Annotated in this window: 12 protein-coding genes; 7 read left to right on the plus strand and 5 right to left on the minus strand. The window is 47.2% G+C overall.

Annotated features, from left to right (window positions below):
• Nucleotides 1-117, plus strand: a 117-nt coding sequence (locus tag J3L11_RS11645) for an IS3 family transposase (RefSeq protein ID WP_207571122.1), incomplete at its 5' end; no start/stop codon positions are given.
• Nucleotides 118-484: 367 nt separating this feature from the next.
• Here the strand turns inward: J3L11_RS11645 and J3L11_RS11650 are convergent.
• Together J3L11_RS11650 and J3L11_RS11655 are read right to left on the minus strand one after the other, a co-directional pair.
• Nucleotides 485-1,807, minus strand: a complete 1,323-nt coding sequence (locus tag J3L11_RS11650) for an ATP-binding protein (RefSeq protein WP_207571089.1) — start codon at nucleotides 1,805-1,807, stop codon at nucleotides 485-487.
• Nucleotides 1,800-2,522 carry a response regulator gene (locus J3L11_RS11655; protein ID WP_133038935.1) on the minus strand — a complete coding sequence of 241 codons (723 nt, stop codon included), beginning with the start codon at nucleotides 2,520-2,522 and terminating at the stop codon, nucleotides 1,800-1,802. Before J3L11_RS11655 ends, J3L11_RS11650 begins: the two co-directional genes overlap by 8 nt.
• Before the next feature lie 253 nt (nucleotides 2,523-2,775).
• On the opposite strand from J3L11_RS11655, the gene J3L11_RS11660 reads away from it, so the two are divergent.
• From J3L11_RS11660 to J3L11_RS11670, 3 genes are read left to right on the plus strand one after another with little or no spacing between them, the layout of a single operon-like run.
• Nucleotides 2,776-3,867: an efflux RND transporter periplasmic adaptor subunit gene (locus J3L11_RS11660; RefSeq protein ID WP_207571090.1), complete on the plus strand. Its 1,092-nt coding sequence runs from the start codon at nucleotides 2,776-2,778 to the stop codon at nucleotides 3,865-3,867.
• A gap of 13 nt (nucleotides 3,868-3,880) precedes the next feature.
• A complete protein-coding gene (locus J3L11_RS11665) occupies nucleotides 3,881-6,937 on the plus strand; it encodes an efflux RND transporter permease subunit (RefSeq protein WP_207571091.1) in 3,057 nt (1,018 codons plus the stop codon).
• 2 nt (nucleotides 6,938-6,939) lie between these two features.
• A complete protein-coding gene (locus J3L11_RS11670; RefSeq protein ID WP_207571092.1) occupies nucleotides 6,940-9,984 on the plus strand; it encodes an efflux RND transporter permease subunit in 3,045 nt (1,014 codons plus the stop codon).
• Between the two features lie 184 nt (nucleotides 9,985-10,168).
• Here J3L11_RS11670 and J3L11_RS11675 read toward each other — a convergent pair whose 3' ends face one another.
• Nucleotides 10,169-10,453 carry an EF-hand domain-containing protein gene (locus J3L11_RS11675; RefSeq protein ID WP_133038939.1) on the minus strand — a complete coding sequence of 95 codons (285 nt, stop codon included), beginning with the start codon at nucleotides 10,451-10,453 and terminating at the stop codon, nucleotides 10,169-10,171.
• 481 nt (nucleotides 10,454-10,934) lie between these two features.
• Here J3L11_RS11675 and J3L11_RS11680 point away from each other — a divergent pair, with 481 nt between their 5' ends.
• From J3L11_RS11680 to J3L11_RS11690, 3 genes are all read left to right on the plus strand, one after another.
• Nucleotides 10,935-11,558, plus strand: a complete 624-nt coding sequence (locus J3L11_RS11680; RefSeq protein WP_207571093.1) for an efflux RND transporter permease subunit — start codon at nucleotides 10,935-10,937, stop codon at nucleotides 11,556-11,558.
• A gap of 259 nt (nucleotides 11,559-11,817) precedes the next feature.
• Nucleotides 11,818-12,339 carry a DUF2937 family protein gene (locus tag J3L11_RS11685; RefSeq protein WP_133038941.1) on the plus strand — a complete coding sequence of 174 codons (522 nt, stop codon included), beginning with the start codon at nucleotides 11,818-11,820 and terminating at the stop codon, nucleotides 12,337-12,339.
• 30 nt (nucleotides 12,340-12,369) lie between these two features.
• Complete coding sequence (locus tag J3L11_RS11690; protein ID WP_207571094.1) at nucleotides 12,370-12,843, plus strand: peroxiredoxin; 474 nt, start codon at nucleotides 12,370-12,372, stop codon at nucleotides 12,841-12,843.
• 1 nt (nucleotide 12,844) lies between these two features.
• Here the strand turns inward: J3L11_RS11690 and envZ are convergent, their stop codons facing one another.
• Nucleotides 12,845-14,164 carry a two-component system sensor histidine kinase EnvZ gene (gene envZ / locus J3L11_RS11695; protein WP_207571095.1) on the minus strand — a complete coding sequence of 440 codons (1,320 nt, stop codon included), beginning with the start codon at nucleotides 14,162-14,164 and terminating at the stop codon, nucleotides 12,845-12,847.
• Nucleotides 14,161-14,886, minus strand: a complete 726-nt coding sequence (gene ompR, locus J3L11_RS11700; protein WP_133038944.1) for a two-component system response regulator OmpR — start codon at nucleotides 14,884-14,886, stop codon at nucleotides 14,161-14,163. Before ompR ends, envZ begins: the two co-directional genes overlap by 4 nt.
• Nucleotides 14,887-14,905 lie beyond the last annotated feature (19 nt).

The following is a 14,905-nucleotide window of genomic DNA, read 5'->3' on the forward strand; positions in this document are numbered from 1 at the left end:
AATTATATTGAGATGTTTTACAACCCGAAACGACAGCATAGTTCCAATGATGGACTATCACCGTTAGAGTATGAACGTCAGTATTTTAATGAGGCTAAAAGTCGTCTAGTGAAGTAGTGGCGATTCAAATCTTGCTATCACCATTACAAGAATTGCCTTAACTAGGGAATCGCATACAGCCATGAATCACTGCGATTCAAGAGATACTCTGGCTCATTACTAAATTTTGGTCAACATACCGCTCTCTATGTTAGTTGTCAGTCGCACCTGTAACGTAGAAAGGGGCACGAAAGATTTGTACGATTAGCAGCTTGGAGGCAGAGCAAGTTAAACCGGTAATTTCTCTCTTCAGAGAACAGAACACAAATACTGACAAAATTATTATGTCAGCTTATGGTCAAAGATAACCACTAACTCATTGATGTATATATTGATTCAATGTCAACTTATGGTTTGCAACGACAAATCAGATAGAACCTTTTGTCTAATCGCGACTTATTTGGGCTGTATTGCGTAACGGCAATATAACCTGAGCAGTAAGGCCCCCCCCCGCTCGCGGCAACAGTTGCAGGCTTCCGCCTTGGCGTCGCATTAACGCTTCCGCAATCGCCAATCCTAGGCCGGTACCATCAACACCAGTACGGGCAGCATCTCCACGTTCAAATGGTCTTAGCATCAAGCTAATTTTGTCCTGTGATATACCGGGGCCTCGGTCAGCCACTTCGATATACAGTTGGTGCTGTTGACAATAGCTGGTAATTACCAGCTCACTACCACCCGCGTACTTCACCGCATTTTCCATCAAATTTCGCAGGACTCGTTGCATAGCCACTGGTTGAAATGCGGTTTCTGGTAAAGGATTTAGTACCAGAGCAAACATAATATCTCGACCTTCAAACTCTGCCGCTAACTGTTGTATTAGCACGTTGAGATCGCCAGTAAATTCCGGCTCGCTATTGCCACTACGACCATACTCCAGAAACTGATCGATGATGGTGTCAATCTGCCGCAGATAGCGGTATAGCTCTTTATTGCCCTGAAGATTACTCATCTCCAGTCCTAAGCGTAGCTTGGTCAAAGGTGTGCGGATATCATGGGAGATACCTGCTAACATGATCGCTCTATTTGACTCCATAGCATCGAGACTTTCTACCATCGCATTAAACTGATGGGACAATAATGCCAGTTCAGTAGTGGTATATTCAGGTAGTTTTTCCGGCCGGCCTCCCAATTCCAGTTTATGGACAGCAGCAGCAATCTGTTGCAAAGGCCGATTCAGTCGCCGCTGCAACACAAATGCTAACAATACTGCCACAGATGCAATAATTATCAGCAACAGCAAACCTCTGGTCAGTAATCGATGAGGTTGTGGAACTTGGCTTACCGGTAAGGATACCCAGCTACGCTGCCCAGCAATATTCAGATTAACCCATAGCCTCGCATCAGTATCACCCAGCCAACGATAATCAATATTAGGTTTGAGTTCTTGATGAATAGTGTCAACAAATAGTTGAATAAGTGGTGCACGCGGAATATGGCGCTTGCCTGGCGGTAATTGATCATGAACGACAATTTGATCAGCTTGATTAATGTGCTGAATAACATTTTCACGGTTAGCTGGCGCAATCTGCGATAGGACTGAATCTAGCGTATTGACCTGACCAGCCACCAGACTTCCCAGTTCAATTACCCTAGGCCGCTGCATCTGTATATATACGGCAACAGAACAAACCATCACCACCAATGCTAATCCTAGTAACAATAACAAGTTCAGTCCGAACAGCGAACGCGGCCATAGTTTACGCATGATCACCTTCTGGCATGAAAATATAACCTACGCCCCAAACAGTTTTGATATACACAGGCTCCGCGGGATCATCTTCTATTTTGCGACGCAGTCTCAGAACCTGAACATCCAAACTACGATCCAAAGATTGGTGCTCCCGACCTTTCACTTTATCCAACAAATGTTCACGACTCATCGGCCGCCGAGGATTAGCAATAAACACACGCAGTAGTTGAAATTCCAGGTTGGATAGCGGGATCACTTCTTCATCACGATTCAACTCCATCCTCGAAATATTGAGGGTGAAGGGGCCAAAACGTGACAGTTCCTCCATCCCCCAAATATTAGTGTCATGGAGCATCTTTTGACGCCTTACCATTGCATTAAGACGGGCTGTAAGTTCTCTAGGTTCAAAAGGTTTGCTCAGGTAATCGTCTGCCCCCATTTCTAAACCGACGATTCGGTCTATTGGGTTACCTCTCGCGGTTAACATCAGGATCGGGATATTCTGTCCAGCCGCCCGTAAGCGGCGACAAACGGAAAGGCCGTCTTCACCAGGCATCATCAGATCCAGCACCAATACGTCAAATGGCTCGCGTTGTAACCAACGGTCCAGTTGTTCAGCGTTTGCAACGGTCTGCACCTCAAATCCCTGGTCACTGACATAATGCTTTAACATAGTTCGCAGTTCTGGATCGTCATCCAAAATAATGATCCGCGGCAGATGATCTGTCACAGCCCCTCCTAAACAACCACGCCAAACCCTAAACATGAGCCAAATGTTAGCTGCTTTTCCAGCACTTGGCTTTGCTAAATCAGAGAATGTAACCCGTTGTAATAATTTGCTTCATGCACGTAACCATTGCAGTAACTGCTTTCATCTAGCATAGGCAACTGTTTCAGTAGCAACCGGGAGAAGGTGGGTGTTTCAGAAGATACAAAAAAAGTGGGTATGGCTGGGGCTGAGTTTAGTAATACTAGTGCTAGTGATGATATTACGACAACATCCAACATCTGGGAAAAAACAATTAGCGCCAGTATCCGTAACAGTAGCAACAGTGACGCACGGCCAAGTACCACTTTACATTGAAACTACCGGTACCGTGACTGCCTCTGGAACCGTTGTCGTACGCCCCCAAATCAGCGCTACATTGTTAGCCATATACTTTCAGGAGGGGCAATTCGTTAGCACTGGCGAATTACTTGCCACTCTTGATGATCGTGCAATCCAAGCCCAATTGCTTACTGCGAAAGGTAATCTGCAGAGAGATGAAGCCTTGCTGCAAAATGCCAAAAAAGATCTGCAAAGATATCAGCAGTTACAGCTAAAAGGACTGGTGACGCAACAACAGTTGGACACCCAAGCATCTGAGGTAAAGCAGTATCAAGGCATCGTCAAAGCCGATCAGGGGACTCTGGATAATCTGCAAGTCCAACTGAGTTATACCCAGATACGTGCTCCAATCAGTGGTATTGCAGGCCTGCGAGCTGTCGATATCGGGAACTTGCTGCAACCCAGTGATACCAATGGCATTGTTACACTCACAGCTGTTACTCCCGTGGATATCAAATTTGCACTCACTGAAACCGAGTTAAATCAACTGCTACCCGCAATGGATAACGGTAAACCTACGGTATTGATTTACGACCGACAAAACAACTTATTAGACAGCGGAACAGTCACTGCTATTGACAATCAATTAGATTCTTTCACCGGAACAGTCATGGCAAAAGCCCGCTGTAATAACCGTCACCAGAGATTGTTTCCCAATCAATTTGTAAACGTACAAATACACATCCACACCATAGACAATTCACTGTTGTTACCTACTAGAGCGATTCAACACAGTAAAGATGGAGACTACATCTTTGTGTTACATAGTGGCTTGGCCTTACAGCAGTTTATTCATAGCGATGCAACAGTTGGGGAGCTGAGTTCTGTTGAAGCTATTGATCGTAAAGGTTCAGGCCTCAGCTTAGGCGATCTGGTCGTGGTTGATGGTGCTGATTTGTTACATGATGGTGTACAAGCGCAAGTGGTTATCTCGCCTAATGACACCCCGACAGCTGTAAATCGTTGAGCGGAGGCAATTGGTGAACATTTCCCGCCCCTTTATTAATCGTCCAATTGCGACCTTGTTGCTCATGATCAGCTTGCTGTTAATTGGAGTGCTTGCTTACCGTCTGTTGCCAGTGTCCGCTTTACCGCAAATTGACTATCCGACTATTCAGGTTTATACCCGCTATCCAGGCAGTGCTCCAAACGTTACCAGTACCAGTGTAACTGCGCCATTAGAAAGACAATTTGGTCAAATGGCAGGGTTACAAAAAATGCAATCTACTAGCGCCGATGGTGCATCCATCATCACATTGCAGTTTGAACTGACAACCTCTTTAGATGAAGCTGAGCAGGAAGTACAAGCAGCCATCAATGCCGCTATGGCTCTCTTACCCAGTGAGCTGCCCTATCCTCCGGTTTACAGCAAAGTTAATCCCGCAGACACCGCTGTGCTAACCCTGGCGTTGACATCTGATGAGCTGCCAATGACTCGGGTGCAGCAACTGGCAGAGACTCGCTTAGCACAGAAAATATCGCAGATGGAGGGCGTTGGCTTAGTGAGTATTAGTGGTGGTCAACGCCCAGCAGTTAGAGTTGCCGTCAATACCGGGGCTTTACAACAGGCCGGTCTCACCCTCACCGACGTTGAATCTGCTATTCAACACGCCAATATCAACGCACCTAAAGGTAGTCTGGATGGGCGTTTTCTATCCTATGCTATTGGAGCCAATGATCAGTTGACGGATGCCGCCGAATTTCGCCAATTAGTGATTACTTGGCATCAAGGGCGAGCCTTATATTTAGGAGACATAGCAGAGGTTAGCGACAGTGCGGAAGATATCAGACAATCTGCATTGGATAACGCTACCCCAGCCATTTTGATAAGTATTCAACGACAGCCTGGTGCCAATGTAATTGCAACCGTTGATCGTATACGAACCTCTCTGCCAGCGTTAACACAAACCTTACCCACATCCGTCAAATTACATGTCATCAACGATAGGACCGAAACTATTCGAGCTTCTGTCGCCGATGTGCAATGGGAATTACTGCTGGCAATCATATTAGTGGTATTGGTGATCCGCCTGTTTCTGCGTAGTTGGCGGACAACCGTGATCCCAGCGATCACCGTACCTTTATCTTTACTGGGCACACTGGCGGTTGCTTACACTTTGGGGTTTAGTCTTAACAATCTCACACTCATGGCATTGACGGTTGCAGCAGGATTTGTCGTTGATGATGCCATTGTGATGATTGAAAACATCAGCCGCCATACCCAACAGGGAATGTCGCTTCGCGAAGCCACTTTACGCGGTGCTGGACAGATAGGCTTCACCATTATTTCGCTGTCCGTATCGCTTATCGCAGTGATGATCCCTCTGCTATTTATGGGGGATGTCGTAGGGCGATTGTTTCGTGAATTTGCGCTGACATTATCCGCAGCCATCGTGGTGTCCGCAGTACTGACGTTAACCTTGACACCGGTCATGTGTATGAAACTGCTACCCTCACACGGAGAACCCCCTTCATTTTCTATTTTTCAACGCCTGCAAAGTGGCTATGACAAAATGTTGAACCGGGTAATTAGTCATCAAAAACTGGTGTTGTTGAGTGTCATTATCACCACCATTGTCACCATAGCGACGCTTATTTTTTTACCCAAAGGGTTCTTTCCACAACAGGATACACGCTTATTAGAAGGCGTTATGGTGGCACCACCAGGCACTACCTTTAGCAATATGCAACAACTGCAGCAGACACTTAGCGAACTGATACTACATGACCACTCGGTAGCCAAATTATCATCTTCCCTAGGTGTGATGCAGACGAATCCCGCTATCAATCAGGGGTCGTTGTTGATCCAATTAAAATCTGCACAAACGACCAGTGATGAAACCGCTTCGGTGATTGCTCGGTTACAGCAAAAGGTGGCCCGAGAACTACCAGCACTAAGGCTATACCTGCGGCCAGTACAAGATCTGACTCTAGACGCACGCTCTGGTGGAAGTGCCTACAGTCTGGGTGTCTCCAGTACCGATAATGCTGAATTACACTATTGGACACCACTGATTATCAACATGATACTGACGCAAACTCCGTTCCGCGATGTATACAGCATGGCCCAACAGCAAGCGCCTCAACTGCAACTAGATATTGATCGTACTCGAGCCGCAAGTTTAGGCATTACAGTAAAAGACATTGATGATGCTTTATATGCGGCATTTGGTCAGAGCCAAATTTCAACCCTGTATACCGATCTGAGTCAGTACCACGTAGTTCTCAGTGCATCTATACATACTGCAGATGTTAAACAGATGGTCAATCAACTGCATATCGCCAGCAGTGATGGCGTTCCAGTACCACTAGCATCTGTGGTAACAATAAAGCAGGGACAAGCTCCTTTGATGCTTTTCCGGCAGGGACAATTTCCCTACGCCGACATCGGCTTCAATCTAGCGCCTGGTTATAGTCTGGGGGATGCGATCTCTGCTATCAATCAGATGAAAAAGCAGTTGGCGTTGCCTGCTGCGGTACAACTCCATTTTGAAGGTGCTGCCGAAGATATGGCCGCAAGTACCAATAGTCAGTTAACCCTTATGTGCGCGGCGATTATTGTGGTTTATCTGATGTTGGGAATGCTGTATGAAAGTTTTATCCATCCCTTAACCATTCTATCAACACTCCCGTCTGCCGCATTGGGGGCATTGTTGGCACTTGGGTTGAGTGGTAAACAATTTGATGTGATCAGTCTAATTGGCATCGTGTTATTGATCGGCATTGTCATGAAAAACGCCATTATGATGATCGACTTTGCCATTGCACTGGAACGTGAGCGGCATCTGTCACCGCAACAAGCTATTAAACAAGCCTGCCAGCAACGATTCCGGCCTATTCTGATGACCACGTTGGCAGCATTATTAGGCGCAGTACCGCTGGCATTTGGTTCAGGGATCGGATCAGAACTGCGTCAACCGCTGGGAATTGCCATTATTGGTGGGCTGTTGGTGAGTCAACTATTAACGCTATTTTCCACCCCAGTATTTTACTTGTGGCTACACCGCGCTGAAGCTGCTTTGGCGCGGAGAATTTAACTATGTGGCTCAATCTTTCGGCGCCGTTTGTTCGCCGCCCGGTTGCAAGCACCTTGATTGCCGTTGCTCTGGCAGTCTTCGGACTTCTAGCTTTTCGCGCATTACCGGTATCGTCACTTCCTGATGTGGATTTTCCAACGATAGCCGTCACTGCGGTGCTCCCGGGGGCTGACCCGCAAACCATTGCTAGTTCCGTGGCATTACCATTAGAACATCAGTTTTCCGCCATTGCGGGGATCACTGAAATGACGTCCACCAGCTATACAGGTTCGGTACGTATCGTATTGCAATTCGAGCTTTCTAGAGATATCGACGGTGCTGCCAGAGATGTTCAAGCTGCTATTAGTGCGGCGCGGGCACAATTGCCCGACGAAATGAAAACCAACCCCAGTTATCGTAAAGTCAATCCCGCTGAAGCGCCGGTGATGGTGTTGGCTCTCACCTCAGACACTGCCAGCTCCGCAGCCATGTATGATAAAGCCACTACGTTACTGCAACAGACACTACTTCAGACTGAAGGCGTCGGTGACGTGATGGTAGGAGGCGGGTCTTTACCAGCAGTACGTGTAGAACTCGACCCTAAGCAGCTACAGCAACAAGGAATCAGTTTGGAACAGATTCGAGTTGCATTGGCCAAGACTAACGCCAATGGCGCCAAAGGAAACTTAGATGTTCTTGACCGCAGTTATACACTAACGGCCAACGATAATATTGCAAATGCAGCTGACTATGCCCCATTAGTGATCCGTAGTGATGACGGGGCCATTACCCGGCTTAGGGATGTTGCTGATGTGTATAATGGTAATGAAAATGTCCACAATTTCGGACTAATCAATGGTCGCAACGCTGTGGCTATTATCATCAGTAAACAGCCTGGTGCCAATGTCGTCGCCACTGTAGATCGTATTCGGCAATCACTGCCCCAACTAAATGCGATGTTGCCAGCTCAAATGCGACTTAGCGTGGCATTGGATCGAACACAAACGATACGCGCTTCCTTATTCGATGTAGAACTTACCCTGTTAGTCGCCATATTGCTGGTGGTAGGTGTGACCTGGTTATTTTTCCGTGATTGGCGAGCAACGCTACTGCCAGCTATCGCAGTGCCGTTATCGTTGCTGGGCACTTTTGCCATAATGTGGTCTATTGGCTACAGCCTAAATATTCTGTCGCTGATGGCACTTACTATTGCCACCGGTTTTGTCGTGGATGATGCAATCGTAGTCGTCGAAAACATTATGCGGCATCTAGCGCTGGGGAAATCCAGAATTGAAGCCATACTGGATGGAACCCGAGAGGTAGGATTTACTGTGTTTTCTATCAGTATTTCGCTAGTGGCAGTATTCATCCCTTTACTGCTAATGAGTGGCTTGGCGGGGCGACTACTGCGAGAATTTGCAGTAACGTTATCGGTAGCAATTCTTGTATCAATGCTGGTATCGCTGACCATTACGCCTACCCTGAGCCGTATTTTCCTCAAATCACCCACTCACTCTCATCAAGTCAGTTGTCCGCGTTGGTATGCAACTAGCCTGCAGCAATCATTACAGCATCCACGCCTGATGATGCTTTTGACAGTGTCAGCATTCCTCGGTTCTGTTGTACTGTTAGCTGTTATCCCTAAAGGTTTTTTCCCACAACAGGATACTGGTCTCTTGTTTGGCCGCGTTCAGGCGCCACAGAATATTTCTTTTACGGATATGCAACAACGATTCACCCAAGTGATCGACACTCTCAAACAAGACCCAGCGCTGGAGAATGTATTCGGGTTTATCGGTGGTAATGGCGTGAACGCTAATAATACTGGTGTTATCTATGCAACATTAACACCCCTGAACCAACCTCGTCGCGAATCAGCCACGAGTATAGTGGCAAGATTGCAGCATCAATTTGCCGCTCAAGCGGGGCTAAAGCTCCAGTTACAGGCAATTCAGGACATTGCCGTCGGTGGCTTGCAGACTGCCGGGCAGTATCAATATACCCTTAGTGCAGATAGCATGGTGGCGTTAGATAAATGGGCGCCCCAAGTGGAAGCAGCATTAAAGGATATTCCACTGCTTAATGGTGTTAATAGTGATAAGCAGGATCAGAGCCTCACACTTAAAATCGATATTGACCGCCAGGCTGCCGCAAGACTTGGAGTCCGTATCAGTGATATTGACCAAACACTGTACGATGCGTTCGGTCAGCGCCAAGTTTCCACTATTTATCAGCCAATGAATCAATACCATGTGGTTATGGCGCTAAAACCTCAATACTGGCAAGAACCGAGCGCACTGGACAATATTTATGTCACTGCCACAAACACATCGACCTTGGTGCCATTATCAGCAATAGCGCATTTTGCGGTAATACCTTCCGCTATATCGTTGTCTCACAAAGGACTCTTTCCATCGGTAACATTGAGCTTTAACCTGCAACCAGGCGTGGCTATTGGTGCTGCAATTAACGCCATTGAACAGAAAATATCGACACTGCAATTGCCCGATACGATTATTGCTGGCTTCAGTGGTACCGCCAAAGCCTCTGCAGCAACAGTTAGTAGCATGCCGATATTAATGCTAGCTGCTATCGTTGCTGTATATATTGTGTTAGGGATGCTTTATGAAAATCTCTATCATCCATTAACTATTCTCTCGACTTTGCCATCTGCCGGATTAGGCGCATTACTAGCGCTATTTGTCTGTGGATTTGAATTCAGCATAATTGCGCTCATTGGGATCATCTTATTAATTGGCATAGTGAAGAAAAACGCGATTATGTTGATTGATTTCGCCCTTACATTGGAAAGAGAACAACAACTTTCACCAATACAGTCCATATATCAGGCATGTCTTACACGATTTCGACCAATAATGATGACAACACTCGCGGCATTATTCGGTGCCTTACCATTGGTGTTTGGTCACGGGTATGGTGCTGAACTTCGACACCCTTTAGGCGTCAGTATCATAGGAGGGTTGCTCTTAAGCCAATTACTGACGTTGTACTCCACACCCGCAATCTATCTGTACATCTCAAGATTACAAAATAAGCTGCAACGCTGATAACTTGGTGCATGGTAATGTCAGTAAAGGATGCTTTTACATCATTTGAGGTTACTATCTGAATTACATAAAAAAGCGCCTTCGAGTTCAGGACTTGAAGGCGAAAAATCATCAGGGTTCAACAATCGAGGGATTGGAAATTTCTGTCCAAACTTCCAGCATGACTAATGTATCTGGCACCTCCTTATGATTTCTGTGACGCCCGGGTCGCCATGACTGTTTTCAGCTGTTCCAGCGTCACAAAGCCTTGGTGATTGGTGTCTATTGAGTCAAAATTCTCTGCCACTCGCGGCATGCCTTTCTTGGCCTCTTCCAGCGTGAGCTTGCCATCCTTGTTACTATCAGCTTGGGAAAACCTTTCCGCCAATGCGGCTTCAGCTCTTTTGGCAAAGTAACCCTGTTGCGGTTGATTGGCTGCCATACAAGCCGTTGGCAACAGCAGAGATAACGCCAACAAATAACGTTGCATAAACTCTCCTTATTTATCGTCGGGAACAGAGCTCCAGATCTGGCGCTCCATGGACTAAAGCATACGCAGGAAATGTTGTTGACTGATTGCATATTCACTGAGATTTATTTCAGTTGGTTACAACCAAAGCCCAGTGGCAGACAAGCAGATCACCGACAACGCCAATGTCTGATTATTATCTGGCACTGGCACTCAGCAACAGATGGCAAGTCGTTGTAATAAGCTTTTTCACCATTAATGAAGGTACTTGACGTTCTAGTGGGGTTAGCCAGCGCAAACTAAGCTCGTTTACTGAGATCTACTTCGCCAGCCCTATGCCGTTTTCTTGCTCACTACACATCAATAGTTTATCGCCAAAGTGCATTCAAGCTGCCAAATGGACCGCAGATAGACGGATTAACAAACGATTAGAAACTAAGCCTGCTACCCGTGTTGGGGGTAATGAATTTGAGCATGGTATATACCGACATAAAGAGTTGCCTTGTTTGGCCAATCGCTCAGACACAGCCTGCTCTGCTGGCTCTATCATACTTTGGGGCAAACGATTTGTACGGTTAGCAGCTTGGAGGCAGAGCAAGTACAGATCATTGGCATTTTCTGTATCTACTGCGTTTTGGTACTTTTATTCCATGACTTTATGCAGCCCTTCACTATTTTGTCTGCACTGCCGTTATCACTTGGGGGAGCTATTATCGGCATATTTGTCACTCATACCGATTTCACAATGCCTGTCATTATCGGCATATTGATGCTGATGGGCGTAGTTACAAAAAACTCAATTTTGCTTGTGGAATATGCAATCGCAGAGAAACGAAACAACGGTATATCCCGTTTTAATGCACTGGTTAATGCTTGTGAAAAAAGGGCAAGGCCGATCATTATGACGACGTTAGCAATGACATTTGGCATGCTACCGAATGCTCTCGGATGGGGTAACGATACAAGTTTCAGCCAGCCTATGGCGATTGTGGTTATTGCGGGTCTTCTCATGTCCACCTTGTTAAGTCTTGTTGTTGTGTCTGTGATTTACACACTCGTCGACGACATGAAATCCACTATTTTAAAAATGCTGGGAAAGGTGTCTATGCATAAAATTTACGCATAGACACCTACCCGCGCAACAGACATCAATTTTAAGAATATTGTTGCCATTATTTATTCGCAATAAAGCTGTAAATTGATGATATGCGTCATAGGGCTGTGTCACGCTATGATTAAAACGACACTTCACAGTGTTATGCCAGCGTATGTTTTAACAACAGCGCACTACAGCTTCTGATTGCATTTTATGTCAACATAAGGATGTGCTGCTCTTAACCGGATAATTTTACGGATGGTCGATATCGGCTTAGGGTTAAAACGACATGCTGAAAATATTGAGAGATTATCTGCGCCTATTGCTGTTTTTTGCTGGAACGCTAGCTGGTCTGCAAATTCCTGGGTTTGTTGATCAATACGGCAAGAGTCTGCAGGCGCATCTGGCGGAAGCTAACCAACAATTGGCGGGCTTTCAACGCGATGCCGACCGCTATTTTGGCGGTAATCTTGAACAGCTGATAGCTCATTATGCTACCAGTTCAGACCCGGTTTTCAGTGCAGGGGGCAATAATCTCAGCGCTATGGCAAAGCGGCGGTATCAATTACAAGATGCGCTGCAACGCTTTAATGCCTCGGTTTACAGTCCATACAGTGAGCTGCTACTGCATCCTTTAGCGGATATCCGCGAGGAAGTCTGGCAACATTACAGCCATAATGTGTTGCTGAAACCCGATGCGATGGCCTTCGGCCTATTATCAGGATTACTGCTGGCGATGGTGATTGAGGCCCTGTTCAGCTTGTTATGGATGCTGTTATGCTGGCCATTCCGTAGGCCACAGCAAAGTTAGACTTCGATAACTTTTACAAGGAGTTGCATTATGATTGCACAAGGTCAGCGGTTGCCAGAAGGCATCCTTAGTGAACTCACGGCAGACGGTGTTGTGGAGCATCAAGTGCGTGAATTATTCGCCAAGAAAAAGGTTGTGTTATTTGCAGTGCCCGGCGCTTTCACCCCAACCTGTTCCAACGCTCACCTACCCGGCTATGTCGCGCTCGCCGATGAAATCAAAGCCAAAGGCGTTGACATGATTGCCTGTCTGGCCGTCAACGACGCCTTCGTAATGCAGGCATGGGGAAAAGATCAAAACGCCACCGAACTTATGATGCTGGCTGATGGCAGCGGCGCCTTCACTAAGGCGCTGGGGTTAGAATTTGACACAGGTAACTTCGGCGGTATCCGTTCACGCCGCTATGCCATGATTGTGGACGATGGTGTCGTCACATTGCTGAACGTCGAAGCGCCTAAAGCCTTTGAAGTCAGCGATGCCCGTACTATTTTGGCCACATTGTAATTTAGTCGCGGGGTAACCTGACGGTGGCGCGTAAGCCGCCTTCACGGCGATTATCCAGCAATATTTGCCCTTGATGGCGTTCAACAATCCGCTTGATTATGGCCAGTCCGAGCCCGGAACCGACACTGCCTCTGGCGGTGTCGCCTTGAGTAAAAGGTTGGAATAAGGTCTGGATCTGATCTGGCCGGATCCCTGGGCCGTTATCTTCGACACAAAACCGTACCCATTCCTTATCCCAGCCACTGGTGATACGTATCCAACCATTGCCATAACGTCTGGCATTTTCCACCAGATTGGCGAGTACTCGCTTGACCGCAATAATATTCATATTGATGACCGGACAATCGGGGCTCAGCACCATTTCTATCCCATCAGTGCGCTTGGCTTCCAATTGCACTAAATCTTCAATCAATTGATTTATCTGCATCGGCTCGTGCGCCTGCTGATCCTGCCGAATATAGGCAATAAACTGATTGATGATGGCGTCCATATCTTCAATGTCTTTAATGATCCCTTCCTGCAAATACGCATCCTCGGGGGCCATCATCTCCGACGCCAGTCGAATACGGGTCAAAGGTGTGCGCAAGTCATGAGAAATCCCAGCCATCAGTAACGCCCGATCCTGCTCCAGTTGTTTCATGCTGCGCGCCATCTGATTAAAGGTACTGGTCACCTCAATGATCTCGGATGAACCAGAGAGCGGCAAAGGCTCAGGGAAATCGCCACGCGATACCGCTACTGCCGCTTTTTGCAATCGCCGTAACGGCCGATTCTGCTGCCGCGCAAACCACCAGCCACCGGCAACACTCAATGCACCAATAACCATCAAATACAGGTTTAACGGTGATAAAGCATTTTCATTCCAACTATTCAGCGGCACTTTGATCCACACGGACGGCGCTTGTGGCGGGCGGATCCAGATCTGCAAACCATTATCATGTTGGGAGATACGCACTTCTGCTTCGCCCCCGAGATATTGCGACATCTGGCTGGAAAGAAATCCGTAATAAGTGGTGTGCTCGATGCCGGCCTCACGCGCTTGCTGCTGGTTATATACCTGCATCTCATCGCCGTGAACCTTGGCATTGAGGGCATCCACCATTGTCAGATGTTCCCGGCCAATATCGACGCCGTCGGCAAATAACAAATTGATCTGCCTGGCAATCAGTTGGTTGATTTGCTGATAGCTGGGTTTAATGAAGTAAACTGTAACAGTGAGGTAGGAAACCAGCTGATTGATTAGCAACAAACAACCAATCAGCATGACCGTCTGACTAAAGGCGCTACGCGGCAGCAGCCGCTGCCACCAGCGAAGCTTCATTTACGCTGTGCACCGTCCGGAACAAACACGTATCCGAGCCCCCAGACCGTCTGGATATAACGCGGGTTGGCCGGATCTTTTTCAATCAGACGTCGTAGCCGAGAAACCTGCACATCAATTGAACGTTCCAGCGCGGAGTAATCGCGGCCACGCGCCAGATTCATCAGCTTGTCACGGGATAATGGCTCGCGGGGATGTGTCACCAGCACTTTCAACACTGCAAATTCACCGCTGGTAAGCGAAATGGACTCATCGTTATGGTACATCTCGCGAGTTGCTAGGTTGAGACTGAATTCGCCAAACTCAACCAATTCTTCCTGCTGTGATGGTGCCCCTGGAATTTCCTGCGACTGGCGCCGCATCACGGCTTTAATCCGCGCCAGCAATTCCCGTGGGTTAAAAGGTTTTGGCAGGTAATCGTCCGCACCCAACTCCAAACCAATGATGCGATCAACTTCATCGCCCTTCGCGGTCAGCATCACAATCGGCAAGGTACTACCTTGCTGACGTAAACGGCGACAAATTGACAAGCCATCTTCACCCGGCAACATCAAATCCAATACCAACAGATGAAAATTTTCCCGCTCCAGCAAACGATCCATCTGCTCCGCATTGGCGGCACTGCGCACTTGGAATCCCTGCTCTACCAGATAACGTTCCAACAAGGCACGCAGCCTCATATCATCGTCAACCACCAGAATTTTGGAAGTTTCTTGTCCCATGCGAGAGTTCCTTTAAAGC

This window comes from Shewanella sp. 4t3-1-2LB (assembly GCF_017368415.1).
GTDB lineage: Bacteria > Pseudomonadota > Gammaproteobacteria > Enterobacterales > Shewanellaceae > Shewanella > Shewanella fodinae.